Source organism: Pseudoalteromonas sp. S3178 (assembly GCF_005886985.1).
GTDB lineage: Bacteria > Pseudomonadota > Gammaproteobacteria > Enterobacterales > Alteromonadaceae > Pseudoalteromonas > Pseudoalteromonas carrageenovora.
Genome location: NZ_PNCW01000018.1, coordinates 62458 through 87030 on the forward strand (window position 1 = coordinate 62458; position 24573 = coordinate 87030).

The window sequence follows — 24573 nt, forward strand, 5'->3', positions numbered from 1 at the left end:
ATAGTTAATTAAGCAAATTAGTATTACTTAACTATTTCTACGTTTAATATTTGCACCTAGCGCACTTAGCTTATCTTCAATACGTTGATAACCTCTATCAACGTGGTAAATACGATCTACAACCGTTTCACCTTGAGCAACTATACCCGTTAAAATTAGGCTCGCTGAGGCGCGTAAATCAGTCGCCATTACTTGCGCACCCGTTAAACTTTCGGTATCACCACAAATAGCAGTATGACCTTCTAAACGAATATTAGCGCCCATACGCTGTAGCTCAGGTACATGCATAAAACGGTTTTCAAAAATGGTTTCAGTAATAGTTGCACTACCATTAGCCACTACGTTTAAAGCAGTAAACTGTGCTTGCATATCAGTAGGAAAACCCGGATGCGGCATTGTTTTAATATTTACAGCTTTAAGCTCACGCTTACGCATATCTAAATATATACTGCCTTCTTTTACTTCAACGAGTGCATTAGCAGCACGCAGTTTTTCAATAACAGGCTCAAGTGAATGAAAGTCTGTATTTTTACAAAGCACTTCACCGCCAGCCATTGCTGCTGCAACTAAAAACGTTCCAGTTTCAATACGATCAGGTAAAATACTGTGCTCACAACCAGCTAATCGCTCAACACCTTCAACTTCAATGCGGCTAGTACCAGCACCACTAATTTTAGCTCCCATTGCGATTAAGCAATTTGCTAAGTCAGTAATTTCAGGCTCACGAGCAGCATTGTCTAAAATTGTTTTACCATCAGCTAATGCGGCCGCCATTAATAGGTTCTCGGTAGCGCCTACACTCACCATTTCCATAAAAATTTCGGCGCCTTTTAAGCGGCCATCAACCTTGGCATTAATATAACCATTTTCAACGTTGATTATAGCGCCCATGCGCTCTAAACCCTGAATATGTATATCTACTGGGCGAGCACCAATAGCACAGCCGCCAGGTAAAGACACTTGTGCCTCACCAAAGCGAGCGACTAAAGGGCCGAGCGTTAAAACAGATGCACGCATTTGTTTTACTAACTCATACGGAGCAAGGGTTTTATTAACGCTAGAACCGTCGATTATTAGCGTATCGCCCTGCCAATTAACCTCTGCACCCAATGTTTGTAATAATGCTTCTGTTGTTACTATGTCACGAAGGCGAGGCACATTAGTAAAAGTACTTACACCGTCAGCAAGTAATGAAGCAAATAGAATAGGCAATGCAGCGTTTTTAGCGCCAGAAATAGTAACTTCACCCGCAAGTGAAGTGCCACCTTGAATTACAAATTGATCCATTAGGAGGCCTTAACTATTGAGGTAAAATAAATTTTTGTTCACGTTTCCACTCGGTAGGAGTAAAAGCACGAATTGATACAGCGTGAATTGTGCCATCAGAAATAGTATTCATTAATGGGCCATAAACTAGCTGTTGCTTTTTAACTCGGCTTAAACCGTCAAAGCATTCACCTACGGCAATCACTTCATAATGGCTACCATTGGCTTTTACATGTACTTCAGATAATTGAAGTTCGTCGCGTAATAATGTTTCGACTTGGCTAGTTTCCATAACTCTCACTCAAATAGGGTTGTAACTTGACCCAATTGCATTAAATTTTGCAATTGCTCAGGTGGATTTTGCAATTCAAGGCGGATACCTTGTTGCTTAAATTCTGCAAAAGAGTGAATTAACCAAGCTAAGCCCGCTGTGTCAACCCTAGATACCTCACTAAGGTCAAAATAGGTGGTTTTATGCTTAGTTAATAACTTATCGTTCAGAAGCTGTTCATTGCCAATTGAATTTCGAGTAAGTTCTCCACTTACCCGAAAGTGCTGTTCATCAACTTGGCTTATTGCCAATTTAGTCATTTGAATTGTTGCCTCTAAACTGAACTGGCAGTTGGCTCTTTTGCTCTAAAAGGTTACTTACATTATCAATACCTTGCTGGCGTAAAATACCTTGTAACTCGCTTTGTTTAGCATCTAGTAAGCTTATACCTTCAGCAATCATGTCGTATGCACGCCACTCACCGCTGCGATCTTCACGTACTTTAAAATCAATTTTAATATCAGGTTTACCGTCTTCAATGATTTTTGTTTTTACAACAACCACGTCTTTACCTTTAAACGGCTGCTCTGCACCAAATTCTACATGCTGATCGGTATATTGAGTAAATACACCTGCGTAAGTTGCAACTAAGTACTCTCTGAATACGCTAATAAAGCGTTGAATTTCTTTAATTGCTTTAGCTTTTTCTGCTTCGTCTGTAATTGCACGTACTTTAGATACTTCGCTACCTAATACACGAAGCGCTGCATATTTGTAATCAATGTAAGGCATAAGCTCTTCTTCAACAATAACGCGAAGATGCTCTTTGTCTTTACTAATAAGCGGCTGATCTTTTTTGATACGCTCAAATGTATACTCAGATACCTGACGTACCATTTTATTAGGATCATTTAATTTTACTTCTGCCGCACTAACGCTCTGCGTTAATGTTATTGCACCTATGGCTACAATCGCTAAAAACTTTTTCAACATAATAATTACTCACTACCTTGGTTGAATAAAAACTGCCCAATTAACTCTTCAAGCACTATGGCAGACTTGGTATCTGTCATTGAATCTCCATCACCTAACGCTTTGCTTTCTACGCCAAATAAATCATCAATGGCTTCGTCTTGTTTATTCTCTGTAACTGTTTCGCCTAAACAGCGCTGCTCTGCTGAACTTGGAGCTATAACAGGGTGAATACCTAAGTACTGCTCACCTAAAATACCCGATGTTAAAATTGAGATAGAGCTCGTATCTGAAAAACGACATAAGTACTGCGCATCTATTGTCATATTCACTACAGGTAAAAATTCTTGCGGGTGAACATAAATAGACTCAACACGACCAATCACTACACCACCCACTTTAACTGGGGCCCGCGCTTTAAGTGAGCCTATGTTTTCAAATTTAGCATTTAGCGTATATGTTTCGCCTGAGCCACTAATACCAGAATTGGCTACTTTTAGTGCTAACATCGCAAATGCTAAAATGCCTAGCGCTACAAAAAAACCAACTAAAATTTCTAATTTCCGTGAATTCATTATCTATACCCTATTAGCTGGTAAACATTACCGCTGTCAAAATAAAGTCAAAACCTAAAACTGCCAATGAAGAATGAACAACCGTTTCGGTGGTTGCTTTACTAATACCTTCAGAGGTTGGCACACAGTCATACCCTTTATAAAGGGCAATCCAAGTTACTACAATTGCAAACACAAAGCTTTTAATTAAGCCATTTAGTATGTCTTGCTGAAACGATACTTGCGACTGCATGATTGACCAAAAACTACCTGTATCAACACCTAACCAATCAACTCCTACTAAATGAGCACCAATGATTGCTACAGCTGAAAATATTAATGCAAGTAAAGGCATACTAATAAAGCCGGCCCAAAAGCGCGGCGCTATTATGCGTTTTAGCGGATCGATTGCCATCATTTCAAGTGATGAAAGTTGCTCTGTGGCTTTCATTAAGCCGATTTCGGCGGTGAGCGCACTACCTGCTCGCCCTGCAAATAATAGCGCAGTAACAACAGGCCCTAACTCTCGTAATAAGCTCAATGCCACTAAGGGACCAAGGCTATCTTCCGCGCCATAGCCAACTAAAACCGTATACCCTTGTAGCGCTAAAACCATGCCTATAAATAAGCCAGATACCATTATGATAAGTAATGATTGCGAGCCCACCATGTATAGTTGGCGTACAAGTAAAGGGGTACCTTTTTTAAAATTAGGAACATGTGCAAGCGCACTAAACAGCATGTGTGCTGAACGGCCAAGCGCAGCAAAACGCCCTAGCGTTTTTCGCCCAAGCCTTTGAAATAAATCCAACATTATGCTTTTTCTCCAAGTAACTCATCGGCATACGTTTGCGCAGGAAAGTGAAATGGTACAGGCCCATCCGACAAACCATTTAAAAACTGCTGCACTAATGGAGATTCATGATTGCGCATTTCATCGGGAGTGCCTGTGCCTATTACGCCTTGATCAGCAATAATAATGACGTGATCGGCAATACTCATAACCTCTGTAACATCGTGAGTTACAATTAATGAAGATAAACCAAGCACTTCATTTAAAGACTTTATTAGCTTAACCAATACCCCCATAGAAATAGGGTCCTGTCCTGCAAATGGTTCATCATACATAATGAGTTCGGGGTCTAAAGCAATAGAGCGCGCTAATGCGGCACGTCTTGCCATACCACCCGATAACTCAGAGGGCATTAAATCTTTAGCACCACGCAAACCAACCGCTTGAAGCTTCATTAAGACTATTAATCGAATAATATCTTCGCTTAAATCTGTATGCTCCCTAATTGGAAACGCAATATTGTCAAATACCGACATATCAGTAAATAAAGCACCACTTTGAAAAAGCATGCTCATTTTTGTTCGGGCCGCATACAGCTCTTTACGCGACATACTTGGAATGCTGCCACCTTCAAATAAAATATCACCGGAGTCAGGCTTAAGCTGACCGCCGATTAAACGCAGCATGGTGGTTTTGCCAATTCCGCTTGGCCCCATAATGGCAGTGATTTTACCTTTAGGTACGCTGAAACTCATATTTTTATATATGGTTCTATCGCCACGCGAAAAGCTCACATCCTTGACTTCTACTATTGATTGCGACAAGTCGCTCTCCATAACAATGTTCACTAGTGATCCTATTTTAAGGGTTTTTTATCAAAGATGGAAAAAACAATTCGTAAGATTTTGTAATACACCTATAAAAAGTGTTCTAAGGCTGAGGGATTTTCCCTTAACACATGCTTAAGTTTATAAATATAAACTAAAAGCACTGGGCCCATTAGAGCAGACCTGACTCTTTTATTTATACTTTCATGTTGGCTTTTGTTACTATTCGCGCCATCTCTATTTTGAATAACTGGCTTATCACAATGGTTACCTCGTTTGTTATTTTGATTCTTGGTTTTGCAGCTCTGGTTTGGAGTGCAGACAGGTTTGTTTATGGGGCAGCAGCCCTTGCTAAAAACTTTGGCGTTCCCACGCTTATTGTTGGTTTAACCGTTGTAGCTATGGGTTCATCAGCGCCAGAAATGATGGTTTCGGCCTCAGCAGCTTTAGCTAATAAAACCGATACAGCTGTTGGTAATGCTGTGGGTTCAAACATTACAAATATTTTACTTGTGTTAGGTATTACCGCCCTTTTTCGCCCTCTTGCAGTATCTTCAAGTACATTAAAACGCGAAATGCCATTAGTGATGCTCGTATCATTGGCTACTTGGTATGTGTTTTCAGATAACTACTTTTCGTTTGGTGAAGGCATAGCACTTTTAATTGGCTTTATCGTTTTTATTGGTGGGCTGATTATTGTTTCTATGCGCGCGAAAAATGAAGATGATCCGTTTGTGTCAGAAGCATGCGATGAAGTACCTAATGACGTTCCAACAAAAAAAGCTGTATTTTGGCTAGTTATTGGCATGATTTTACTTCCTGTAAGTTCACATTTTTTAGTGGGCTCAGCGGTTGATATTGCAAAATACTTTGGCTTGAGCGATTTAGTCATCGGCTTAACTATTATTGCCATAGGTACGAGTTTACCTGAGCTTGCAGCCTCTATTGCAGGTGTATTAAAAAATGAAGACGACCTTGCTCTTGGTAATATTGTGGGCTCAAACATATTTAATATTTTAGCCGTATTACCACTAGCCGGTATTATTAACCCTTCAGCAATTGATCCATCATTAGTGAGTCGAGATGTATTAATAATGATAGGTGCAACACTTGCTCTTATTATTATGTCGTTGAACTTTAGAGGTTCTCAGCGTATCAATAGAGTAGAAGGCGGCTTATTGCTATTAGCATTTTTAGGCTACCAAGGTTATATTTTCAGTCAAATAGGGTAAACATGGCGCAGTTAAACTTTATTGAACAAGGCCTTCGCGTTCTTGATATAGAACGCCAAGCATTGAGTGATATTTCTCAATATGTTGATGAAAACTTTCATCATGCATGTCAATTAATGTACGACTGCCAGGGCCGCATTATTGTCATTGGCATGGGAAAATCAGGCCATATAGGTAATAAAATAGCCGCCACACTTGCAAGTACGGGTAGCCCAGCCTTTTTTGTTCACCCAGGTGAAGCGAGCCATGGCGACTTAGGCATGATCACAAAAAATGATGTGGTTATGCTTATTTCAAACTCTGGGGAAACCAGCGAAGTTTTAAATATCATCCCAGTATTAAAAAGACTTGGTGCAAAAATGATAGCCATGACGGGTAATATGCAATCAACCATGGCAACACTTGCTAATGTACATGTGTGCATAAAAGTAGAAAAAGAAGCCTGCTCATTAGGTCTTGCGCCAACAGCAAGTACCACAGCCACTTTAGCTATGGGAGATGCTATGGCTGTAGCACTTCTAGAGGCTAGAGGTTTTACCGCAGATGACTTTGCTCTATCGCACCCAGGAGGCAGCCTAGGTAAGCGTTTACTACTAACGCTAAAAGACGTAATGCACAGCGGTGCAAACACACCTATTATTAATATTTCGCAAACTATAAAAGATGCATTAATTGAAATGTCAGCCAAGGGATTAGGCATGACCGCGATAGTTAATGACAACAAAGAGCTCGCGGGATTATTTACCGATGGCGATTTACGCCGTATTTTAGAGCAACGTATTGATATTCACACCACTTTAATCAGTGTGGTAATGACTAAGTCATGTACAACAGCTACCCAAGATATACTTGCAGCTGAAGCGCTCAATATAATGGAAAACAAACGTATAAATGGGTTAATTGTGGTTAACGAAAAAAACCAACCAATTGGCGCACTAAACATGCAAGACCTATTAAAAGCAGGAGTGTTATAAATGCAATTTGAAGATCTCTATCAACCGCTAAGTGCTGATGCAAAAGCGCGCGCTAAAAAAGTAAAGCTACTTATATGCGATATTGATGGTGTTTTTTCTGATGGGCGAATTTACCTTGGCAACCAAGGCGAAGAGCTAAAAGCGTTTAACACCAAAGATGGCTTTGGCATAAAAGCATTAATAAATAGTGGCTTTGAAGTAGCCGTTATTACTGGGCGTCACTCTCAAATAGTGCAAACCCGTATGAGCAGTTTAACAGTGCAACATATTTATCAAGGTCAAGAAGACAAGCTAATTGCTTATCAAGAGCTAAAAAACAAGCTCAACCTAAGCGATGACCAAATTGCCTATATTGGCGACGATGGCCCCGATATGCCAGTAATGGAGCAAGTTGGTTTTGCCGTTGCTGTAAACGATGCTCACCCACTTATTAAACGCTTATCGCACTACGTTACCCAAATGCCAGGTGGTTTTGGGGCAGTAAGAGAGCTTACCGATTTACTCATGCTTGAAAATGGTAAGGCACTTACCACACAAGGCACGAGTTCATGAATGCGGCGCGCATAATACTTAGCATTTTATTCATTAGCTGTATGGTTTGGCTTTGGTACCCTTATTTTACCCAAACAAATACAGCTCCTCAGGCAGAACCTGAAGTGATTGCTAAGCCTGATTACATAGCCATAGAACTGAAGCAAACAGCTTATGATGAACAAGGTAAAATTAGCCACAAAGTAACAGCGGCTAAAATGGAGCTATACCAGCAGCTAGGTTTTACATTTTTTGAAAAGCCTATATTTACCTTATATAACGAAAAGCAAACGTGGCAAATAAACGCTGACGAAGCAACATTATACGAAGACAAACAGTTAATATTAGAAGGTAATGTAGTTGCCAAAAACTTAACCGATAACGCCATGATAGACAAAATCAACGCTGATAATATTCAGGTCGATATAGAACTATTAACAATGCGCTCGGAGCAACCTGTTGTCATCACTGGACCCAATTTAAAAATCACCGGTAAAGGCCTTGAAGCCGACTTAAAAACTGAAGTGATTAAACTAATTAACCATACGCGAACCATATACTATGACCAATAAAATTTCTAAAATACTTATAATTCCAACTCTTTTACTTGCTTTTAATGGCTATGCGGCAGAACAAGAAGCTTCTCCTGCTGCCAATCAAATTTCAATTAGCGCCGACAAACAAGAAGGCCAGTTAAAAGCTAATGTAGGGATTTTTGAAAAAAACGTAGAGATTATTCACGGTAATCGTCGTATTACAGCTGACAGATTAGAAGTACACAAACGCGATGATTTAGGTGATAACAAGCAATTATTAATAGCAACAGGTAGCCCAGCTTATTTTGAAGAAAAACAAGCTGACGGCACAGTAATGAGCGCCAGTGCAAACGAAGTACGTTACGATGTTGCTAAGCGATTTTTAACGCTTGTTGGCGATGCTGAAGTCGCTCAAGCGGGTCAAAAAATCAATGCAAAAAGTATTACGTACGACATGCAACAGCAATTAATTAGCGCCGAAAAAGATGAAAACTCTACCGATCGCGTTCACACTATTTTAGTGCCAGTTGAGCCTAAAAAAGTAAAAAAAAGTGACAAAGGCCAGCCATGAGTACATTAAAAGCAGAGCTATTAGCAAAAAGCTATAAAGGCCGTGAAGTAGTAAAAAATGTTGGCCTAGAAGTTAAAGCTGGCAGTATTGTTGGATTGCTTGGGCCTAACGGCGCAGGTAAAACTACTACGTTTTATATGATAGTGGGCCTTGTACCGAGTGATAAAGGCAAAATTTCTATTGATGAGAACGATATTACTCTTTTACCTATGCATAGTCGTGCTAGATTAGGCATAGGCTACTTACCACAAGAGTCATCAATTTTTAGAAAACTTACCGTTTATCAAAATTTAATGGCTATTTTAGAAACGCGTAAAGAGCTTAACAAAAAAGCAAGAGAAGATACGCTTAACAACTTGTTAGATGAATTTAGTATTCAACATATTCGAGACAGCCAAGGTATGGCTTTATCGGGTGGTGAGCGACGCCGCGTAGAAATTGCACGCGCACTAGCTGCTAATCCTAAATTTATATTGCTCGACGAACCCTTTGCAGGTGTAGACCCTATATCGGTGTTAGATATAAAGAAAATAATAGAACATCTTAAAAATCGTGGGATTGGTGTATTAATTACCGATCATAACGTAAGAGAAACCCTTGATGTTTGTGAAAAAGCCTACATTGTTTCTCATGGAGAGTTAATCGCTTCTGGTACACCAGAGCACGTATTAAATGATAAAACGGTACGCGATGTTTATTTAGGCGAGCAATTTAGGCTGTAACATTTACGCCATGTCTTTAAGCATCTGCTAGTATTAATTATAACAACATAAAAGGATTGTTAGAGATACATGAGGCAATCATTACAGCTGCGCATGGGCCAGCAACTTACAATGACTCCACAACTGCAACAAGCAATTCGTTTGTTGCAACTCAGTACATTGGATCTCCAGCAAGAAATACAAGAAGCGCTTGATAGCAATCCGCTTCTAGAAGTAGATGAACAAGATTACACGGAAGAATCAGCTGGCAAAAACGAGCAAAAAGCAGATAACGATGAATTAACCGTAAGTGCTAATGCCGATGAAAAACCAAGCGAGTACGAGCAAGACAGTGGTGAAGCACTTACTAAAGACACAGTAAGTGACGAAATGGCTATGGATGTAAGCTGGGATGAGTACATGAGCGCAGCTCCTGCTTCATCATCAGGCCCTATGCCAGAAGATGAGTCTATTTACCAAGGTGCTTCAACCGAAACTCTTCACGAGTATTTAATGTGGCAATTACAGCTCACGCCGTTTAGCCCTACTGATGAAGCAATTGCAATAGCGATTGTTGAAGCAGTCGATGACTCAGGTATATTAACGCTAAGCTGTGAAGATATTTTAGAAAGCTTTAATCAAGAGAACGACGACGAGGGCGAAGTTGAACTTGATGAAATAGAAGCCGTTTTAAAACGTATTCAGTTGTTTGATCCGGTGGGTATAGCAGCTCGTAGCTTACAAGAGTGCTTGTGTATTCAGCTAAATCAGTTTGATAAAGATACGCCTTTTATCAATGAAACAAAGATGATTTTAACCGATCATATTGATCTATTAGCGGCTCGCGACTATCGTACATTAATGAAGAAAACTAAGCTCAAAGAAGACGAGCTTAAAGAAGTAATGACGTTAATTCACACTCTAAACCCTAAGCCAGCAGATACTATTGTAAGGGAAGAATCAGAGTATGTGATCCCCGATGTATCAGTTAAAAAAATAAAAGGCCGTTGGGTAGTTGAGCTAAACCCAGATAGCATGCCTAAGATACGTGTTAATAGCCAATATGCAGCTATGTCACGAACAGTTAAATCTAGTGGTGACAGTCAATTTATTCGCTCTCATTTGCAAGAAGCTAAATGGTTTATAAAGAGCCTAGAGAGTAGAAACGACACACTACTAAAAGTAACTAATTGTATTGTTAAGCAACAACAGGGCTTTTTTGAACACGGTCCAGAAGCCATGAAACCTATGGTTTTAAACGATGTTGCAGAAATGGTAGAAATGCACGAGTCGACTATTTCGCGTGTAACTACTCAAAAGTATATGCACACGCCACGTGGTATATTTGAGCTTAAATACTTTTTCTCAAGCCACGTAAGCACCGAAAATGGTGGTGAGTGTTCATCTACAGCAATACGTGCTTTGATTAAAAAACTGATTGCCGCAGAAAACTCAGCAAAACCATTGAGTGATAGTAAAATTGCGGATATATTGGCTGAGCAAGGAATTAAAGTAGCTAGACGCACAATCGCAAAATACCGCGAATCTCTGGCTATTCCACCGTCTAATCAACGAAAGAGTTTGATATAAGACGCAAAACAAAGAGGAAAACGCTTATGCAACTAAACTTAACTGGTCGTCATGTAGATGTTACTGATTCATTAAGAGACTACGTAAATAATAAATTTGCAAAGCTAGAAAGGCATTCTGATCATATAAACAATGTTCATGTCATTCTCGATGTAGAAAAACTTAACCAAAAAGCTGAAGCTACAATCCATGTAAGTGGTGCAGAATTATTTGCATCTACCGAACATCAAGACATGTATGCTGCCATAGACTCGTTGATTGACAAGCTCGATCGTCAAGTTATTAAACACAAAGAGAAGCTTGCTCGACACTAATATGATGAAATTAAGCTCACTTATATGCCAGGACTGCAGCAAAGCTGCGGTCCTTTTTAATAGCAAAAAAAGAATTTTAGAGTTTATTAGCGAACTCGCTCATGAAAAGCTTCCTTATCTTTCACAGCAAGATATTTTGTGTGCTCTAATGAATAGAGAGAAGCTTGGTAGCACAGGCATAGGCCGTGGTATTGCAATTCCTCATGGAAGAATGAGTGGCGCAGAAGAGCCATTAGCAATAGTGCTTGTAAGCGAGACAGCCATAAATTTTGATGCGATTGATAACCGCCCTGTTGATATATTTGTTGCACTCATCGTACCAGATGGTGATAACCAACAGCACCTAAAGACTCTCGCAACCATAGCTGATAAACTAAATGACAAAGAATTTTGTAAACAGTTACGCTGTGCAAAATCCGATGCTGAGCTTTACCAAGTTATTGTTAATCAATCGTAGTTTAAAAGGGTGATAAATGGAGTTAATTATCATAAGTGGCCGATCTGGTTCTGGGAAGTCGGTTGCTTTACGCGTTGTAGAAGATTTAGGTTATTATTGCGTAGATAACATTCCAGTAAACCTACTGCCTTCTTTAGTGCGAAGCGTATCGGATACCTACGATAAAATAGCTGTTAGTATCGATGTGCGTAACATCCCAAAAGAGCAAGATGAGTTTAACGATATTCTTGAATACCTCCCGGGCTTTGCAAATCCCACTTTATTTTATTTAGATAGTGACGACCAAACTCTGATCAAACGTTTTTCTGAAACACGCCGATTACACCCGCTTTCTATTGACTCGTTACCACTTGATTTAGCGATAAAAAAAGAAAAACAACTGCTAGATGTATTAGTAACCCGCGCAGATTTCATGCTCGATACAACCGACTTAAGTGTTCATCAGTTAGCTGAGTCTATTCGTGAAAAAATTCTCGGTAAAAAAGATAAGCAACTTATTGTAACCTTTGAATCGTTTGGCTTTAAACACGGTATTCCTAAAGAAGCTGACTACGTATTTGATGCTCGATTTTTGCCAAATCCGCATTGGGAGCCAGAGCTTAAGCCTTTAAATGGTTTAGACCAACCTGTTAAAGATTACTTAGCGAGTCACAGCATAGTACAAAAATTCACTTGGCAAATTCAAACATTTGTACAAACATGGCTACCACACCTAGAGCGTAATAATCGTAGTTACTTAACGATTGCCATTGGCTGTACGGGCGGGCAACACCGTTCGGTGTATTTAGCACAAACAATTGGTGAGAGCTTTGCGATGACACACCCTAACGTAAAAATTAGACACCGCGAACAAGAAAAATAATACAGCCGAATAATCACCTGTTCAGCTTACATAGAGTAACTTATGCATTGTGAAGACACTTTTTTAATAAAAAACAAACTTGGCTTACACGCTAGAGCTGCCACTGTACTTGCGCAATTAGCCGTACAGTTTGATGCCACCATTACACTATTTCAAGATGATAAAGAAGCAGCTGGCGATAGCGTACTTGCATTAATGCTACTAGAAAGCAGCCAAGGTAAAGAAGTTAAAGTAGTGTGTGAAGGCCCCGATTCTGAGCAAGCCTTACATGCTGTTGGGCAACTAATAGCACAACGATTTAATGAACAAGAATAATTAGGCTTAACTTTTAGTAATAAAAAATTTTACCCGGTTAAGCTTATAAATAAGGTTAGTGCGTCTGTACACTCACCGTCTCCCCTAAAGTAATATAAAAATTTTAAAGGACGCCAATGCCTGAAGCTTTTGAACAAGATTACCCACTACAACAATTAAAACAGGTGACCAAGTCACTCAATAGTGGTCAATTTGTTCAAGTTAGGCGCATGCTTGCAAAAACAGCCCCTTGTGACACCGCACTTTTACTAGAATCATCACCTCACAAAATCCGTCGCTTACTTTGGCAATTAGTTGACCCTGATGTACAAGGTGACGTTCTTGAAGAGCTCTCTGAAGATGTACGTTTGGGCATTATTGCTCAAATGGAGCCTGAACACATTGCCGCCGCTACTGAAGACATGGGGCATGATGATTTAGGTGAAGTACTACGAAGCCTGCCTGACACCGTCTATAAAGACGTTGTTAGCGCAATGGATATTCAAGACAGAGAGCGTGCAACTCAAGCCCTATCATATCAAGAGCGCTCTGCTGGCGCGTTAATGAACACCGATACGGTAACCATTCGCCCTGATGTTACTCTGGATGTAGTGCTTCGTTATATTAGACTTAGAGGCGAGCTACCTGAAGGCACTGATGACTTATATGTAGTTGATAAGCATAACTGTTTTTTAGGTGCATTATCACTCAGCACCTTACTAACTAACCCACCAGAAAAAATCGTTCTTGATTTAATGGACGAAGATTGTGAATCTATTCCAATCTCTATGGATGAAAGTGAAGTTGCACAACTTTTTGAGCGTCATAACTGGATATCTGCACCGGTAGTTGATGATAACGCACACCTTTTAGGCCGTGTAACCATTGATGACATTGTTGATGTAATACGCGAAGACGCTGAGCATAGCCTTTTGAGCTTAGCGGGTCTTGATGACGAAGAAGATACCTTTGCACCCGTTTTAAAAAGCTCAAAAAAACGCTCAGTTTGGTTAGGTGTAAACTTATTAACCGCTCTTGCAGCAGCCTTTGTAGCAAGCTTTTTTGAAGGTACTTTAGATGTATTGCCTATTTTGGCGGTGCTAAACGGTATTGTGCCTTCTATGGGGGGCGTTGCTGGCAGCCAATCTTTAACACTTGTTATTCGTGGTATTGCTGTAGGTCATATAAATCAAACAAACCAACGCTTCTTAATGATGAAAGAGCTTGCCATTGGCGCGTTAAACGGTATTTTGTGGTCTCTTTTAATTGCTGGTGTTATAGCACTTTGGCAGTGGGATTTTATGCTTGGTGGCGTACTCGCGTTTGCTATGTTTATGAACTTAGTCGTCGCGGGCGTGGCTGGTGCAAGTATTCCTATTATATTGAAAAAAATGAATATTGACCCTGCATTGGCAGGCAGTGTTGTGCTCACTACCGTAACAGATATTGTTGGTATATTTGCCTTTTTAGGTACTGCTACCTGGTTACTGGTATAAGTTTAAACCGTTTTATAAAAGTGATTTAAATAAGTACTCTCATGGCAGCTAATAACAAAAACAAACCTAAAAAATCACTCAAACATAAAGGGCTTTCAACACTAAAGAGTGTGTTGGTGTATGTTTTATATTTTCCATAATTTATACGGCTATCAATTGGTGGCGACAACCTGTGATGCCAGCTAACCCGCAATTGCAGCTAATAGATTATCAAGGCCAGGTAATTAACCTCAATACAACGAGTCAAAGTAAACCAACGCTTATTTATTTTTGGGGTACTTGGTGCCCTATTTGTAGTATTACCTCTGAAGCTATAAACGAGCTTGCAAAAGACACTAATTACTCGGTAGTGACCATTGCAATAAAGTCGGGATCAGATCAAGATCTTCATCGCTATCTCAACGAAAACAGCTATACCTTTACAACAATAAACGATAAAAATGGTGAGATATTTGCCGATTGGCAAGGACAAGTAACGCCTTCCTACATAGTCTTAAAAGATAGCAAAATGACGCAAGGGCTTACAGGCATTCAGCCTTTATGGTCGCTTAAATTACGCTTATGGTTATCTGAAGCTTTTTAGCAAAAAACTCTTTATTGCCCGTAACTAATGTGGCAATAAAGAGCTTATAAATTTTAGGCTTGCGTGGCTATTACCTTGCTCGCTGACGATTACCACCCACTTTTGGTTTTGTATTCGCCTTTTTAAATTGACTAAAACCGGTATGGCGCGTTAAAGCTGGGCGACCTTTACCGCCTTTACCTGCTTTTTCATCTCGGCCTTCTTCTGGTACTAAGCAATTAGGGCCTTTACCTATTAAATTAGCTTTACCCATTTTACGCAGTGCTTCACGGATCATAGGCCAGCCTGATGCATCATGATAGCGTAAAATCGCTTTATGTAATCGACGTTGGCGAGCCCCTTTAGGAACAGGCACCACCTCAGCGTTATTTTTGATGTTGCGAAGCGAGTTCATTTCAGTGTGATAGATAGTCGTCGCATTTGCCATTGGTGAAGGGTAAAAGTTTTGCACTTGGTCTAGCTTAAAGTCATTTGTTTTAAGCCACAAAGCCATATTTACCATGTCTTCGTCTTTTGTCCCTGGGTGAGCAGATATAAAGTACGGTATTAAATACTGTTTTTTACCAGCTTCTTTTGAGTACTTATCAAATAATTCTTTAAATTGATCGTACGCGCCCATGCCCGGCTTCATCATTTTAGATAAAGGACCGTCTTCAGTGTGCTCAGGTGCAATTTTTAAATAACCGCCAACATGATGCGTTACTAATTCTTTAACGTAACGAGGATCGCGCACAGCTAAGTCGTAACGTACGCCCGAAGCGATTAAAATTTTCTTAATGCCTTTTACTTCTCGGGCTTTTTTATACAAATCGATTGTTGGAGTGTGGTCAGTATCCATGTGTTTACAAATATCGGGATAAACACACGATAAACGACGACACGTACTCTCTGCTTTTTTACTCGTGCATCGAAGTTTATACATGTTAGCAGTAGGGCCACCTAAATCAGAAATAACCCCAGTAAAGCCAGGTACTTTATCTCTAATTTGTTCAATTTCTTCAATTATTGATTCTTGTGAGCGACTTTGAATAATTCGCCCTTCGTGCTCTGTAATGGAGCAGAACGAACAACCACCAAAACAGCCACGCATAATATTAACCGATGTTTTAATCATGTCGTAAGCAGGTATTTTAGCATCACCATAACTTGGATGCGGAATACGTTGATACGGCAAACCAAATACATCATCCATTTCATGCGTTTCAAGCGGATAAGCTGGCGGGTTTACCCAAATAGAGCGATCACCGTGGCGCTGAAAAAGCGCACGGGCACAACCTGGGTTTGTTTCTTGATGCAAAATACGTGATGCATGAGCGTATAAGGGTTTATTAACACTCACTTGCTCAAATGCAGGGAGTTTTACGTATGTTTTTTCCCACGGTTTAGGACGAGCAGGTTGAATAGTTATAGGCTTTGCAGCTTCTGCTTTTAAATCGATTCCGGCTTGTTTAAACTCTGACTTACTACAGCCAACATCATCAGCCCCATACGGATTAGGAATAGGATCTATTTTACCTATTTTATCGATTGCGGTTGAATCACTACCACGCCAACCAGGTAAAGGCTCTTTACGAATAACGGCTGTACCGCGAATATCTTGAATTGTATCCATTGTTTCACCTGCAGCAATCCTGTGAGCAACTTCAACTAATGGGCGTTCAGCATTTCCGTAAATAAGTATGTCTGCTTTGGCATCAAATAAAATACTACGACGTACTTTTTCTTGCCAATAATCGTAATGAGCAATACGGCGTAAGCTTGCTTCTATACCACCAATAACAATAGGCACACCTTTGTAGGCTTCTCGTAGGCGCTGAGAGTAAATCATTACAGCTCGGTCTGGGCGTTTTCCACCAACATTTCCTGGTGTGTAGGCATCATCATGGCGCATACGTTTTTCAGCCGTATAACGGTTGATCATCGAGTCCATATTACCGGCAGTTACACCAAAAAATAAATTGGGTTTACCTAGCCCCATAAAGGCATCTTTTGAATTCCAGTCTGGCTGAGCAATAATACCGACCCTAAAGCCTTGTGCTTCAAGTACTCGGCCAATTACAGCCATACCAAAACTAGGGTGATCGACATACGCATCGCCACTAATTATTATTACGTCACAGCTGTCCCAGCCAAGTGCATCCATTTCTTCGCGTGATGTTGGTAAAAATGGTGCAGTGCCGTAACACTCTGCCCAGTATTTTGGGTAAGAGAATAAGGCGCGCTTAGCTTTGAGTGTGCTCATAAATGTGGCCGTAGAATAACAAAAGGCGCGAATTATACCTCATAGCATTGTGTATTTATACAACATTACAAGTATCAGCGCCTTTAACTATAAATTATTAATTTAATTAAATTTTATTATTTCGTTTATTAATAAACTCAACAAGCTCGTGCTCTGGCATAGGTTTAGCGTACATAAACCCCTGTACCTCATCACAGCCTAAATCCTTTAAAAATTGAGCTTGTTGCTGTGTTTCGACGCCTTCAGCAATTGTTTTTAAACCTAACTTTGCACCTAATGAAATAACTAACGACGCTATAGCACCAGTGTCTTTATCAGGTAAGTCTTTAATAAATGCCCTGTCTATTTTAAGTCTATCCAATGGTAAGCTTTGTATGTAACTTAATGATGAAAAGCCAGTGCCAAAATCATCAATAGCGACTTCTATCCCCAGCTCTTTTAGCTCTCTTAATGTATTTATAACAGTATCAAGTTCATCCATTACTACGCTTTCAGTTACTTCTAACTCGATATTTTTAGGTTTAACACAATACTTTTCTAAAGTCGCTTTTACATTTTGAGCGTAACCTTTAACTTTAAACTGAGGTACAGATACATTCACAGCAATGCCTATTTCTTCACCCATTTTTTCAAGGCGCTTTTGCTGTTGGCAAGCTTGCTCAAGCACCCACTGGCCTATATCTACAATTAGTCCAGCATCCTCAGCTAACGGTACAAATACAGCGGGTGATATATAAGTCCCATTCTCGCCTGGCCACCTTAGCAAAGCCTCACACCCTATTAATGACAAGTCATCTAGTGATAATTGTGGCTGATACCATACTTCTAATTTGTTACGTGAAAAGTCATGCCTTAATTGTCTTATAATACCTAAACGCCAAGCCATTTTATCTTGCATCTCAATGGTGTAGTACACGCCCTCCTTGTGCTTTAATTTTTTAGCTTGGTTTAAGGCAATATACGCCACCTTAAGAGTATCAATGCCAGTACTTTGAAAGTCTTGTTGTTCACAAAGTGCTATTCTAAAATCAATTGGTAATAAATTATCTTCCGCGTGAAATGGTTTACTCAAATATTCATTTAGCGCTTTTAAATCAAATTCATCTCGCCTAACAAGAAACCCAAAAACATCAGCACCAATACGCGATAACTCTTTAGCCGTCGGGTAACTTTCTTTTAGACGCTGAACAATCCCTATTAAAAGCTTATTGCCAACTTCTTGTCCAAGCCCATTATTGATATCTGCAAAATTTACAACATCAATTAATACAAAAACATAGTCATTTACGTGAGGGTTTTGAAAGTGTGCTACGCGTTCTATAAAATTTGTTCTATTAGAAATTCCAGTAAGTACATCTTTATAAGCCGCATCCCTTAGCTTTACAAAAAGCCTTACATTATCAAGTGCGACACTTACATTGGTTAGAAATATTTCGGCAAACTGAAGCTGTTCATCAGTGGGGATGTTGTCACATTCAATATATAAAGCGGCTTTTCTGTGTTTGCTTTTTAATAAAAAAGTCGCTGTGGAGTCAGTATAATGATGCTCAGATAGATTAAAACACTGCTCGACTTGAGAAAAAATTTCATGATTGATTGTAGAGAGCTTTTCACCAAAGCAGCTATGGTATGCACCATTACCACCTAAGACCTGAATAAAATCATCACCATCTAGCTTGCTACACACTAACCCTTGCGCTTCGCATTGCAAAATAATGCCCATGTGATCAACAATCTCTTTGCAAAGTTGCTTTATATCCGTCAGCCCCAAAATAGATTTAGACGCAGAAACAATCGTATTCATTGCATAGCTTTGATACTCAAGCTTACACACTTGCTCGTACGAACGAATAGCAGTGATTAAAGAAGTGACTAGCTTTGAGCGCGTGAGTTCTGTTTTAGTTTTGTAGTCATTTATATCGTACTCACGTATCACTTTTTCTTCAGGAGTATTGCCCGCTTGCCCTGTTCTTAAAATAATCCTGACGTGCTGATTATTAAGCTCCTCACGTACTTTTTTTACAACTTGTAAGCCTGCATCGTCGGTTTCCATTATAACGTCTAAAAATATTACACAAATGCTATCGTTATTTGCCAATACTTCTATAGCTTCAGCCCCTGAGTAAGCATCATGAAACCTCAGGCCTGCACCATTGTATTCTAATCCTGATAGAGCAAGTTTTGTTACTGAGTGAATTTCTGGTTCGTCATCAACAATTAAAATGTCCCAAAACTTAGACTGCTCAACTACTTCTTCATCTTCATAGTCTTGTTCTAAAAATAAAAAATCATTTTGCTCTGACGACATCAGCACTCCTACGTAACAACAAAAAATTATTTTGGTTTATATCCTAATTCATACTATAGTCGATTAATAAAAAGTTGTTGTATTTCAACTCAAAAAACTCATTAAGGTGTGCTTATTAAACCATTAAAAATGCTTATACAAGGCGTGCTATTGTTGTCATTAGTATTGGTACTTATTGGCCTTACACTTCCACAGCACTATAGCGTGAGCAAAACCGTAGAGATAAATGCAGCTCAGGAAGTAGTAAAACCACTGATTACCGATTTTAGCCAATGGTACAAATGGTCTCCTTGGGAGAAAGTAGACTCGAGTATTGAGTTTAATGTAGGCGAACCATCCTCTGGTGTTGGTGCCCATCAATCATGGCAAGGTCAATGGGGCTATGGCGAAATGACCATTACCTCTGTAAGTAATAACAAAGTAAATTTTAATATTTTATTAAACGCTGAGCACATAATTACAGGTACTTTTACGTTTATAGAACAAAATAATATTGTTACTTTAACCTGCGCCATTCAGGGCCAAACTACAGCCCCTTTAATATCTGGTTACACTGCAATTTTAAGCGAATATGTACTTAGCAATACAGTTTCTTTGGGGTTAAACAACCTTCAAACCATTGCTCAGCTTAGTGATCCACAAAGGGTAGAACAAAGCCATGACAGTCAAAACAGCCCAAGCGAGAATTAATCTTGCCAACATCATAGAGTCCTTACTTGGTTATCCCATAACTAAGGTAGGCTCCAACGGTGTGCTTTCTTCAAGTGATGATAATTATGGCCCTAAAGGGGATATAAAACCGCTTTATCATATAAACAGCGACAACTCGATTTTAGCGCGGGCACAAAAACGTAAAGATTTACTACTTATAAAGCAGCAGCAAAATATAGAAACAATTTTAGCTAAAGCAATGGGGTTCTGCCCTGATGTGGCAAGTAATAAGCAGCCTGATGCCGATTGGATCGAGCACTTTATAGCGCTTTGCGAAGACACCTCTAACGAATCAATGCAAACGCTTTGGGCAAAAATTTTAACGGGCGAAACCTTAAATCCCGGCACATTTTCAATAAAAAGCTTACAAACCTTAAAGCACATGACCCAACGAGAGGCAGACGCACTACAAAAGTGTGTATCACTTTGTGCATACAATGAAAAAGACGACAGCCACTTTATTTTACTTGGGTTTTATAAAAAGCCATCACTATTCGATTTACTGCGTAAAGGGAATAAAGTGTCGCTAAATTTAGGAAAAACCGGCATTAGCTTTCCTGAAATTTTAACGCTTATGGATCTTAATTTGCTCTACAGAAAAGAGATTGAATCGGCTGTTTTAAAGTCAGGACAAGAACTAACGTTCTCATTTTTATCGCAAAAAGTGACATTAAAAGCTAAAAGTAGTGACTTGGTATTGAGCTATTACAAATTTACTCAAACAGGTGATGAGCTATCAAAGTTGATTAATTACCCTATCAACAAGATGTATAAGCAATTGATTAATAACGCACTAGGTGGGGAGTTTGATTTAACGTGGCATGTTAATAAATCACATACCACGTAATAAGCTCACTAATTAAAAGTGAACTTGAATACCAGCGAATGGGCCTGACGCATCAATATCAGTTGTAATATCATCAACATCATCAAGTTCTAATATCATAGAACGGTAACCGGCTTTAATAGCTACATCTACCGCCAGGTTATCAATTAACTCCCACGCAACGCCAACTTGGTAATCTTGTACTTTACTATCGTCGATAGCCAAAAAGCTACCTTCAAAAAATACACTTAAACCCGTAAATGGTAAGCCAGCTTCAGCACGACCATAAGCAAGTGGAACAAAGCCCGAAAAATCTTTAGTTTCAGTAAAGTTAGTACCGCCGTCTTGAGTTGTACCATTTACCACAATATCACCGTCAAACTGCTTGGCATTTAAACCTAAGTCGATTGATACTAAGTCGTTGTCAAAAATTTCGTAGTAAAAAATGTAATCGATATGTGTTAAATCACTAATGGTATTTACCGTAGTACCTACCACATAATCAGAACCATTAAAGCTAAAGGTATCTGAAAGCACAGCTGAACCATTAAGTTCAAGTTCTGTATACTTTAGCTTAATATTTGGAACTAGTGGCACTGGGTGCTCAAGAGCTGCGTAGTAACTTACAAATGTTTCATCTTCAAAATCAAAATCTTGAGATGCATTATTTTTGTAAGAAAACTGTCCGTCATTATCAGTTTTCCAACCATCAACACCTACGTATAAACCTAATAGAGTGTCTGCTTGGGCTGCAGGTGCTAAACATGCCATTGAAAGGGCAGCTGCTAAACAATACTTTTTCATTTTTTATCCTTGAGCTAGTAGTTCGCTAAGTTCGATTAAAGCCGCATTGGCTCTAGAAATATAATTTGCCATAACTAAAGAGTGGTTAGCTACGTAGCCAAAACCATTCCCGTTTAAAATTATTGGGCTCCACACGGTTTCTTGAGTTGCCTCAAGCTCACGTATAATTTGTTGTAAGCTAACACGTGCATTTTTCTTTTCAAGTACATCAGCAAAGTCATACTCTACCGCCTGTAAAAAGTGTAAAAGTGCCCATGTAGCACCACGTGACTCGTAAAATACATCATCAATTTCCCACCACGATGTTCTTACTTGTTGCTGAAGTGGAGTATAAGTCGCCTGCTTATTTGAAGAGTTACCGGCTAAATCGGTATTTACTTTGTCTTGCCCTACGCTTGCACTCAAACGTTGACTTAAACTACCTAAACGCTTTTCAGCTTCTTTAAGCCAACTACGTAGGTTATCTGCGCGCGCATAAAACTGGCTATCACGCTCATGTTGATTCGCAATCTGCGCACGATATTCAAGTAGGTAATCAATTCCTTTTTGGTATTCACCTTCAGCACTCGGCCACGCCCATGCTTCAGAACTAATATTAAATTGGGGCTGCGCCTTTTTAAGTGCTTCATGCTCGGTTGATTGCGACTGAGAACGGCTAAAGTCTTTACGCATAGAAAGCGCTAAATCTCGCACCATTTCAAGTGCGCCATATTCCCACGCTGGCATATCATCCATAATTACACTTGGCGGCATCACATCATTTGATAAATAACCACCTGGTTTTTCAAGTAGAGTGCTCGCTACTGTTATTAATGTAGATGTGGTTGTGTAGCCAGTTACCATAGTTTCACTTTTAAGGGCTGCTTGCTCTTTAGCATTGCTAACCACATTAAAACGTGCAGGCTCGGTACTCCAATAAACTGCAATGGCGTAAAATATAATAAGCAGTACAACAAGTGCACCTACTATTTTTCCTTTATGTTGCGACATTTATCCTCCTAGTGATGAGCGTGATGTTTAGATGGTTTTGACTGCGCAGCTTGCGCCTCAAGAGATACCACTTGAGCATTAGTAAACAAGCGGTTACCGTCATTAAAATATAGCGTGAGTTTACGTTCTTGCCCTACTTTTAATGGCTCTTGTGGATCAAATACCATTAAATGATAGCCACCTGGCTGAAAGCTTACGCTCTCATGGGCTTTAATTGTCACCGATTCAACCTGTTGCATTTTCATCATGCCATTAACATGTGAATGTTCGTGTATTTCTACTCGCCCTAAACCATCAAGTGTTGCCTTGGTTAATGTTGCCGGCGTTCCACTATGATTAATTATTGTTAAGTAACCAACGCTTGAGCTGCTTGCTGGCAAAAACTCTCTGACCTGTACGTTAGTGACTTCAAGTTCGGCCACATCAGCGTCATGTTCATGCCCTGCGTGCGCCGCCAATGATGACGAAAAAAAACTAAATACTAATGCAGAAGCCATCGAAAAACACAGTTTCATCATCATTCTAATCCTTGTGAAAACATTAAATTACACGCTAAATTTAACATAGTTAACTTGTAATAGTCAGTTAAATTAAGGATTAAGAAGCCACTTTTTTGTTATCAGCAACAAGCCAACACAGCACGGCAACAAATAATAACGGCCATGCAATCATTAATGATCCAAATAAAAGTGCTAAAACGGTTCCTACTAATGCCACTATCCCCGCACCCACTAAGCCCATTGTTACTAAGGCAACCACAGCTACAACAGCAACTATTACAGCTAAAGCGCCCACTAACTCAAGCCCAGCCCAGCTAATGTCGGCAATCCATAACGGCAATTGCCAAGAATCAACATGTATAAACGCTATAAGATCGGTAAACAATAATAAATAGATAAGTACACATACTGCCAAAGCTTTCATGGTCTTACCCCTTAATATGCTTTATCTTCAAGGCAACAATGCGCAATAAAGTAACCCAGCGCGACAGCAAACGGAAAGCTCAAAAATAATAAAATAGTAACTAAACGAGTTGTCCATACCGGAAAATCCAACCTATGCGCTAAGCCGCTACACACACCAGATATTTTTTTGTTTAACGTATCTTTATACCAACCACGTTGGCGATTAAAACTATTCATTATATTCCCCTTAAGCCGTGTGTTTTAAATCAGTTTTTAAGCTAGCTTTAAGCTGAGCTAGTTCAGCGTCAATTTTTTCGTTTTTAACAAGTGCTTCTATTTGCGTGGCTGTTGTATTTGCAGTATCGGTTAACTCATATGCTTCAACTTGTGCTTCAATGCTTTCTACTCGTTGCTCTACTTGCTCAAACCTAGAGAGTGCGTTTGCTACTTTTTCGCTTTGCAAAGTAATGCTTATTTTTTCTCTAGCAATGGCAACATCGTGGCGCTTAATTAATTGCGCTTGCTTAATGTTAGCTTGCGCCATTTTTTGTTGAAGTCGTTCGCAATCAGCTGTAATTTTTATAATCGACTCTTTTAACGTTTCAAGCCCAGCTTGCTTACTAGCAATAACATCTATTACACGCTGTTTTTCGGTGAGAGCCGACTTTGCAAGATCGTCACGGCCCTTCTCAATAGCCAACTCTGCTTTAGTTTGCCAATTGTTAAGCTCTGTATTTTTATTTTCGATTTGACGTTTAAGTATTTTTTCCTCACAAAGTAAAGAAGCTGCTGTGCTTCGGCACTCATTGAGCGCATCTTGCATCTCTGTAAGCATTAGGTTTAAGAGCTTTTCTGGGTCTTGTGCTTTATCAAGCATGACAACAATATTTGATTGAATTACATCATTTACGCGGTTAAATATGCTCATTGTATTCTCCTGTTGATTTTTAATTAATTACAGCA

At 39.5% G+C, this 24573-nt stretch carries 30 protein-coding genes; 15 read left to right on the top strand and 15 right to left on the bottom strand.

Going from position 1 to position 24573, the window contains the following annotated elements:
• Positions 1 to 27 precede the first annotated feature (27 nt).
• The 7 genes from murA to CWC11_RS04665 are packed head-to-tail and all read right to left on the bottom strand — an operon-like array spanning position 28 to position 4692.
• Positions 28 to 1287: a UDP-N-acetylglucosamine 1-carboxyvinyltransferase gene (gene murA / locus CWC11_RS04635; protein ID WP_138681732.1), complete on the bottom strand. Its 1260-nt coding sequence runs from the start codon at positions 1285 to 1287 to the stop codon at positions 28 to 30.
• Positions 1288 to 1300: 13 nt separating this feature from the next.
• Positions 1301 to 1558, bottom strand: a complete 258-nt coding sequence (locus CWC11_RS04640) for a BolA family protein (protein ID WP_058546985.1) — start codon at positions 1556 to 1558, stop codon at positions 1301 to 1303.
• 5 nt (positions 1559 to 1563) lie between these two features.
• Positions 1564 to 1857, bottom strand: a complete 294-nt coding sequence (locus tag CWC11_RS04645) for an STAS domain-containing protein (protein ID WP_058546984.1) — start codon at positions 1855 to 1857, stop codon at positions 1564 to 1566.
• Positions 1850 to 2530 carry an MlaC/ttg2D family ABC transporter substrate-binding protein gene (locus tag CWC11_RS04650; protein ID WP_138681733.1) on the bottom strand — a complete coding sequence of 227 codons (681 nt, stop codon included), beginning with the start codon at positions 2528 to 2530 and terminating at the stop codon, positions 1850 to 1852. Before CWC11_RS04650 ends, CWC11_RS04645 begins: the two co-directional genes overlap by 8 nt.
• 5 nt (positions 2531 to 2535) lie before the next feature.
• Entirely contained in the window at positions 2536 to 3084 is a 549-nt protein-coding gene (gene mlaD, locus CWC11_RS04655) for an outer membrane lipid asymmetry maintenance protein MlaD (protein ID WP_058546982.1), read from the bottom strand.
• Between the two features lie 13 nt (positions 3085 to 3097).
• Complete coding sequence (gene mlaE, locus CWC11_RS04660; protein WP_058546981.1) at positions 3098 to 3877, bottom strand: lipid asymmetry maintenance ABC transporter permease subunit MlaE; 780 nt, start codon at positions 3875 to 3877, stop codon at positions 3098 to 3100.
• Positions 3877 to 4692, bottom strand: coding sequence for an ATP-binding cassette domain-containing protein (locus CWC11_RS04665; protein ID WP_138681752.1), 816 nt, complete (start codon positions 4690 to 4692; stop codon positions 3877 to 3879). Before CWC11_RS04665 ends, mlaE begins: the two co-directional genes overlap by 1 nt.
• Positions 4693 to 4946: 254 nt before the next feature.
• Between CWC11_RS04665 and CWC11_RS04670 the strand changes: the two genes are divergently transcribed.
• From CWC11_RS04670 to CWC11_RS04730, 13 genes are all read left to right on the top strand, one after another.
• Positions 4947 to 5915 carry a calcium/sodium antiporter gene (locus CWC11_RS04670; RefSeq protein ID WP_138681734.1) on the top strand — a complete coding sequence of 323 codons (969 nt, stop codon included), beginning with the start codon at positions 4947 to 4949 and terminating at the stop codon, positions 5913 to 5915.
• 2 nt (positions 5916 to 5917) lie between these two features.
• A complete protein-coding gene (locus CWC11_RS04675; RefSeq protein WP_138681735.1) occupies positions 5918 to 6889 on the top strand; it encodes a KpsF/GutQ family sugar-phosphate isomerase in 972 nt (323 codons plus the stop codon).
• Positions 6890 to 7441: a 3-deoxy-manno-octulosonate-8-phosphatase KdsC gene (gene kdsC / locus CWC11_RS04680; protein WP_138681736.1), complete on the top strand. Its 552-nt coding sequence runs from the start codon at positions 6890 to 6892 to the stop codon at positions 7439 to 7441.
• Entirely contained in the window at positions 7438 to 7992 is a 555-nt protein-coding gene (gene lptC, locus CWC11_RS04685) for an LPS export ABC transporter periplasmic protein LptC (RefSeq protein WP_104641991.1), read from the top strand. The genes kdsC and lptC overlap by 4 nt, the downstream gene beginning before the upstream one ends.
• Positions 7982 to 8527, top strand: a complete 546-nt coding sequence (lptA, locus tag CWC11_RS04690) for a lipopolysaccharide transport periplasmic protein LptA (protein WP_138681737.1) — start codon at positions 7982 to 7984, stop codon at positions 8525 to 8527. Before lptC ends, lptA begins: the two co-directional genes overlap by 11 nt.
• A complete protein-coding gene (lptB, locus tag CWC11_RS04695; protein WP_058546976.1) occupies positions 8524 to 9249 on the top strand; it encodes an LPS export ABC transporter ATP-binding protein in 726 nt (241 codons plus the stop codon). The genes lptA and lptB overlap by 4 nt, the downstream gene beginning before the upstream one ends.
• Before the next feature lie 69 nt (positions 9250 to 9318).
• Positions 9319 to 10818 (top strand): RNA polymerase factor sigma-54, encoded by a 1500-nt coding sequence (locus tag CWC11_RS04700; RefSeq protein ID WP_058546975.1) that lies wholly within the window; start codon positions 9319 to 9321, stop codon positions 10816 to 10818.
• A 26-nt stretch (positions 10819 to 10844) separates the two neighbouring features.
• Complete coding sequence (gene hpf, locus CWC11_RS04705) at positions 10845 to 11132, top strand: ribosome hibernation promoting factor (protein ID WP_058546974.1); 288 nt, start codon at positions 10845 to 10847, stop codon at positions 11130 to 11132.
• A 4-nt stretch (positions 11133 to 11136) separates the two neighbouring features.
• Positions 11137 to 11589 carry a PTS sugar transporter subunit IIA gene (locus CWC11_RS04710; RefSeq protein WP_104643613.1) on the top strand — a complete coding sequence of 151 codons (453 nt, stop codon included), beginning with the start codon at positions 11137 to 11139 and terminating at the stop codon, positions 11587 to 11589.
• A 16-nt stretch (positions 11590 to 11605) separates the two neighbouring features.
• Positions 11606 to 12451: an RNase adapter RapZ gene (rapZ, locus tag CWC11_RS04715; protein WP_058546973.1), complete on the top strand. Its 846-nt coding sequence runs from the start codon at positions 11606 to 11608 to the stop codon at positions 12449 to 12451.
• 42 nt (positions 12452 to 12493) lie between these two features.
• Entirely contained in the window at positions 12494 to 12766 is a 273-nt protein-coding gene (locus CWC11_RS04720; protein ID WP_058546972.1) for an HPr family phosphocarrier protein, read from the top strand.
• Between the two features lie 116 nt (positions 12767 to 12882).
• Complete coding sequence (mgtE, locus tag CWC11_RS04725) at positions 12883 to 14241, top strand: magnesium transporter (RefSeq protein WP_058546971.1); 1359 nt, start codon at positions 12883 to 12885, stop codon at positions 14239 to 14241.
• 175 nt (positions 14242 to 14416) lie between these two features.
• Entirely contained in the window at positions 14417 to 14824 is a 408-nt protein-coding gene (locus tag CWC11_RS04730; protein WP_249330646.1) for a protein disulfide oxidoreductase, read from the top strand.
• A gap of 70 nt (positions 14825 to 14894) precedes the next feature.
• Here the strand turns inward: CWC11_RS04730 and CWC11_RS04735 are convergent, their stop codons facing one another.
• Both CWC11_RS04735 and CWC11_RS04740 read right to left on the bottom strand, forming a co-directional pair.
• Complete coding sequence (locus tag CWC11_RS04735) at positions 14895 to 17066, bottom strand: YgiQ family radical SAM protein (protein ID WP_058546969.1); 2172 nt, start codon at positions 17064 to 17066, stop codon at positions 14895 to 14897.
• Between the two features lie 106 nt (positions 17067 to 17172).
• Positions 17173 to 19374: a bifunctional diguanylate cyclase/phosphodiesterase gene (locus tag CWC11_RS04740; RefSeq protein ID WP_138681738.1), complete on the bottom strand. Its 2202-nt coding sequence runs from the start codon at positions 19372 to 19374 to the stop codon at positions 17173 to 17175.
• Positions 19375 to 19482: 108 nt separating this feature from the next.
• Here CWC11_RS04740 and CWC11_RS04745 point away from each other — a divergent pair, with 108 nt between their 5' ends.
• Both CWC11_RS04745 and CWC11_RS04750 read left to right on the top strand, forming a co-directional pair.
• Positions 19483 to 20064, top strand: coding sequence for an SRPBCC family protein (locus CWC11_RS04745; RefSeq protein ID WP_138681739.1), 582 nt, complete (start codon positions 19483 to 19485; stop codon positions 20062 to 20064).
• Positions 20033 to 20932 carry a TIGR03899 family protein gene (locus CWC11_RS04750; protein WP_138681740.1) on the top strand — a complete coding sequence of 300 codons (900 nt, stop codon included), beginning with the start codon at positions 20033 to 20035 and terminating at the stop codon, positions 20930 to 20932. The genes CWC11_RS04745 and CWC11_RS04750 overlap by 32 nt, the downstream gene beginning before the upstream one ends.
• 12 nt (positions 20933 to 20944) lie before the next feature.
• On the opposite strand, the gene CWC11_RS04755 is transcribed toward CWC11_RS04750, so the two are convergent.
• The 6 genes from CWC11_RS04755 to CWC11_RS04780 form a co-directional block, all read right to left on the bottom strand.
• Positions 20945 to 21715, bottom strand: coding sequence for a TIGR04219 family outer membrane beta-barrel protein (locus tag CWC11_RS04755; RefSeq protein WP_138681741.1), 771 nt, complete (start codon positions 21713 to 21715; stop codon positions 20945 to 20947).
• A 3-nt stretch (positions 21716 to 21718) separates the two neighbouring features.
• Positions 21719 to 22705 carry a DUF2333 family protein gene (locus CWC11_RS04760; protein WP_138681742.1) on the bottom strand — a complete coding sequence of 329 codons (987 nt, stop codon included), beginning with the start codon at positions 22703 to 22705 and terminating at the stop codon, positions 21719 to 21721.
• Between the two features lie 8 nt (positions 22706 to 22713).
• Complete coding sequence (locus tag CWC11_RS04765) at positions 22714 to 23223, bottom strand: copper chaperone PCu(A)C (RefSeq protein WP_138681753.1); 510 nt, start codon at positions 23221 to 23223, stop codon at positions 22714 to 22716.
• A gap of 79 nt (positions 23224 to 23302) precedes the next feature.
• Positions 23303 to 23629 (bottom strand): hypothetical protein, encoded by a 327-nt coding sequence (locus CWC11_RS04770; protein WP_138681743.1) that lies wholly within the window; start codon positions 23627 to 23629, stop codon positions 23303 to 23305.
• Between the two features lie 11 nt (positions 23630 to 23640).
• Complete coding sequence (locus CWC11_RS04775; protein ID WP_138681744.1) at positions 23641 to 23847, bottom strand: PspC domain-containing protein; 207 nt, start codon at positions 23845 to 23847, stop codon at positions 23641 to 23643.
• A 10-nt stretch (positions 23848 to 23857) separates the two neighbouring features.
• Complete coding sequence (locus CWC11_RS04780; protein WP_138681745.1) at positions 23858 to 24538, bottom strand: PspA/IM30 family protein; 681 nt, start codon at positions 24536 to 24538, stop codon at positions 23858 to 23860.
• Positions 24539 to 24573: the final 35 nt, after the last annotated feature.

Coding starts and splice junctions, on each gene's coding strand:
- murA (WP_138681732.1), bottom strand. CDS start 1,287: ATGGATCAATTTGTAATTCAAGGTGGCACTTCACTTGCGGGTGAAGTT.
- CWC11_RS04640 (WP_058546985.1), bottom strand. CDS start 1,558: ATGGAAACTAGCCAAGTCGAAACATTATTACGCGACGAACTTCAATTA.
- CWC11_RS04645 (WP_058546984.1), bottom strand. CDS start 1,857: ATGACTAAATTGGCAATAAGCCAAGTTGATGAACAGCACTTTCGGGTA.
- CWC11_RS04650 (WP_138681733.1), bottom strand. CDS start 2,530: ATGTTGAAAAAGTTTTTAGCGATTGTAGCCATAGGTGCAATAACATTA.
- mlaD (WP_058546982.1), bottom strand. CDS start 3,084: ATGAATTCACGGAAATTAGAAATTTTAGTTGGTTTTTTTGTAGCGCTA.
- mlaE (WP_058546981.1), bottom strand. CDS start 3,877: ATGTTGGATTTATTTCAAAGGCTTGGGCGAAAAACGCTAGGGCGTTTT.
- CWC11_RS04665 (WP_138681752.1), bottom strand. CDS start 4,692: ATGGAGAGCGACTTGTCGCAATCAATAGTAGAAGTCAAGGATGTGAGC.
- CWC11_RS04670 (WP_138681734.1), top strand. CDS start 4,947: ATGGTTACCTCGTTTGTTATTTTGATTCTTGGTTTTGCAGCTCTGGTT.
- CWC11_RS04675 (WP_138681735.1), top strand. CDS start 5,918: ATGGCGCAGTTAAACTTTATTGAACAAGGCCTTCGCGTTCTTGATATA.
- kdsC (WP_138681736.1), top strand. CDS start 6,890: ATGCAATTTGAAGATCTCTATCAACCGCTAAGTGCTGATGCAAAAGCG.
- lptC (WP_104641991.1), top strand. CDS start 7,438: ATGAATGCGGCGCGCATAATACTTAGCATTTTATTCATTAGCTGTATG.
- lptA (WP_138681737.1), top strand. CDS start 7,982: ATGACCAATAAAATTTCTAAAATACTTATAATTCCAACTCTTTTACTT.
- lptB (WP_058546976.1), top strand. CDS start 8,524: ATGAGTACATTAAAAGCAGAGCTATTAGCAAAAAGCTATAAAGGCCGT.
- CWC11_RS04700 (WP_058546975.1), top strand. CDS start 9,319: ATGAGGCAATCATTACAGCTGCGCATGGGCCAGCAACTTACAATGACT.
- hpf (WP_058546974.1), top strand. CDS start 10,845: ATGCAACTAAACTTAACTGGTCGTCATGTAGATGTTACTGATTCATTA.
- CWC11_RS04710 (WP_104643613.1), top strand. CDS start 11,137: ATGAAATTAAGCTCACTTATATGCCAGGACTGCAGCAAAGCTGCGGTC.
- rapZ (WP_058546973.1), top strand. CDS start 11,606: ATGGAGTTAATTATCATAAGTGGCCGATCTGGTTCTGGGAAGTCGGTT.
- CWC11_RS04720 (WP_058546972.1), top strand. CDS start 12,494: ATGCATTGTGAAGACACTTTTTTAATAAAAAACAAACTTGGCTTACAC.
- mgtE (WP_058546971.1), top strand. CDS start 12,883: ATGCCTGAAGCTTTTGAACAAGATTACCCACTACAACAATTAAAACAG.
- CWC11_RS04730 (WP_249330646.1), top strand. CDS start 14,417: ATGCCAGCTAACCCGCAATTGCAGCTAATAGATTATCAAGGCCAGGTA.
- CWC11_RS04735 (WP_058546969.1), bottom strand. CDS start 17,066: ATGAGCACACTCAAAGCTAAGCGCGCCTTATTCTCTTACCCAAAATAC.
- CWC11_RS04740 (WP_138681738.1), bottom strand. CDS start 19,374: ATGTCGTCAGAGCAAAATGATTTTTTATTTTTAGAACAAGACTATGAA.
- CWC11_RS04750 (WP_138681740.1), top strand. CDS start 20,033: ATGACAGTCAAAACAGCCCAAGCGAGAATTAATCTTGCCAACATCATA.
- CWC11_RS04755 (WP_138681741.1), bottom strand. CDS start 21,715: ATGAAAAAGTATTGTTTAGCAGCTGCCCTTTCAATGGCATGTTTAGCA.
- CWC11_RS04760 (WP_138681742.1), bottom strand. CDS start 22,705: ATGTCGCAACATAAAGGAAAAATAGTAGGTGCACTTGTTGTACTGCTT.
- CWC11_RS04765 (WP_138681753.1), bottom strand. CDS start 23,223: ATGATGAAACTGTGTTTTTCGATGGCTTCTGCATTAGTATTTAGTTTT.
- CWC11_RS04770 (WP_138681743.1), bottom strand. CDS start 23,629: ATGAAAGCTTTGGCAGTATGTGTACTTATCTATTTATTATTGTTTACC.
- CWC11_RS04775 (WP_138681744.1), bottom strand. CDS start 23,847: ATGAATAGTTTTAATCGCCAACGTGGTTGGTATAAAGATACGTTAAAC.
- CWC11_RS04780 (WP_138681745.1), bottom strand. CDS start 24,538: ATGAGCATATTTAACCGCGTAAATGATGTAATTCAATCAAATATTGTT.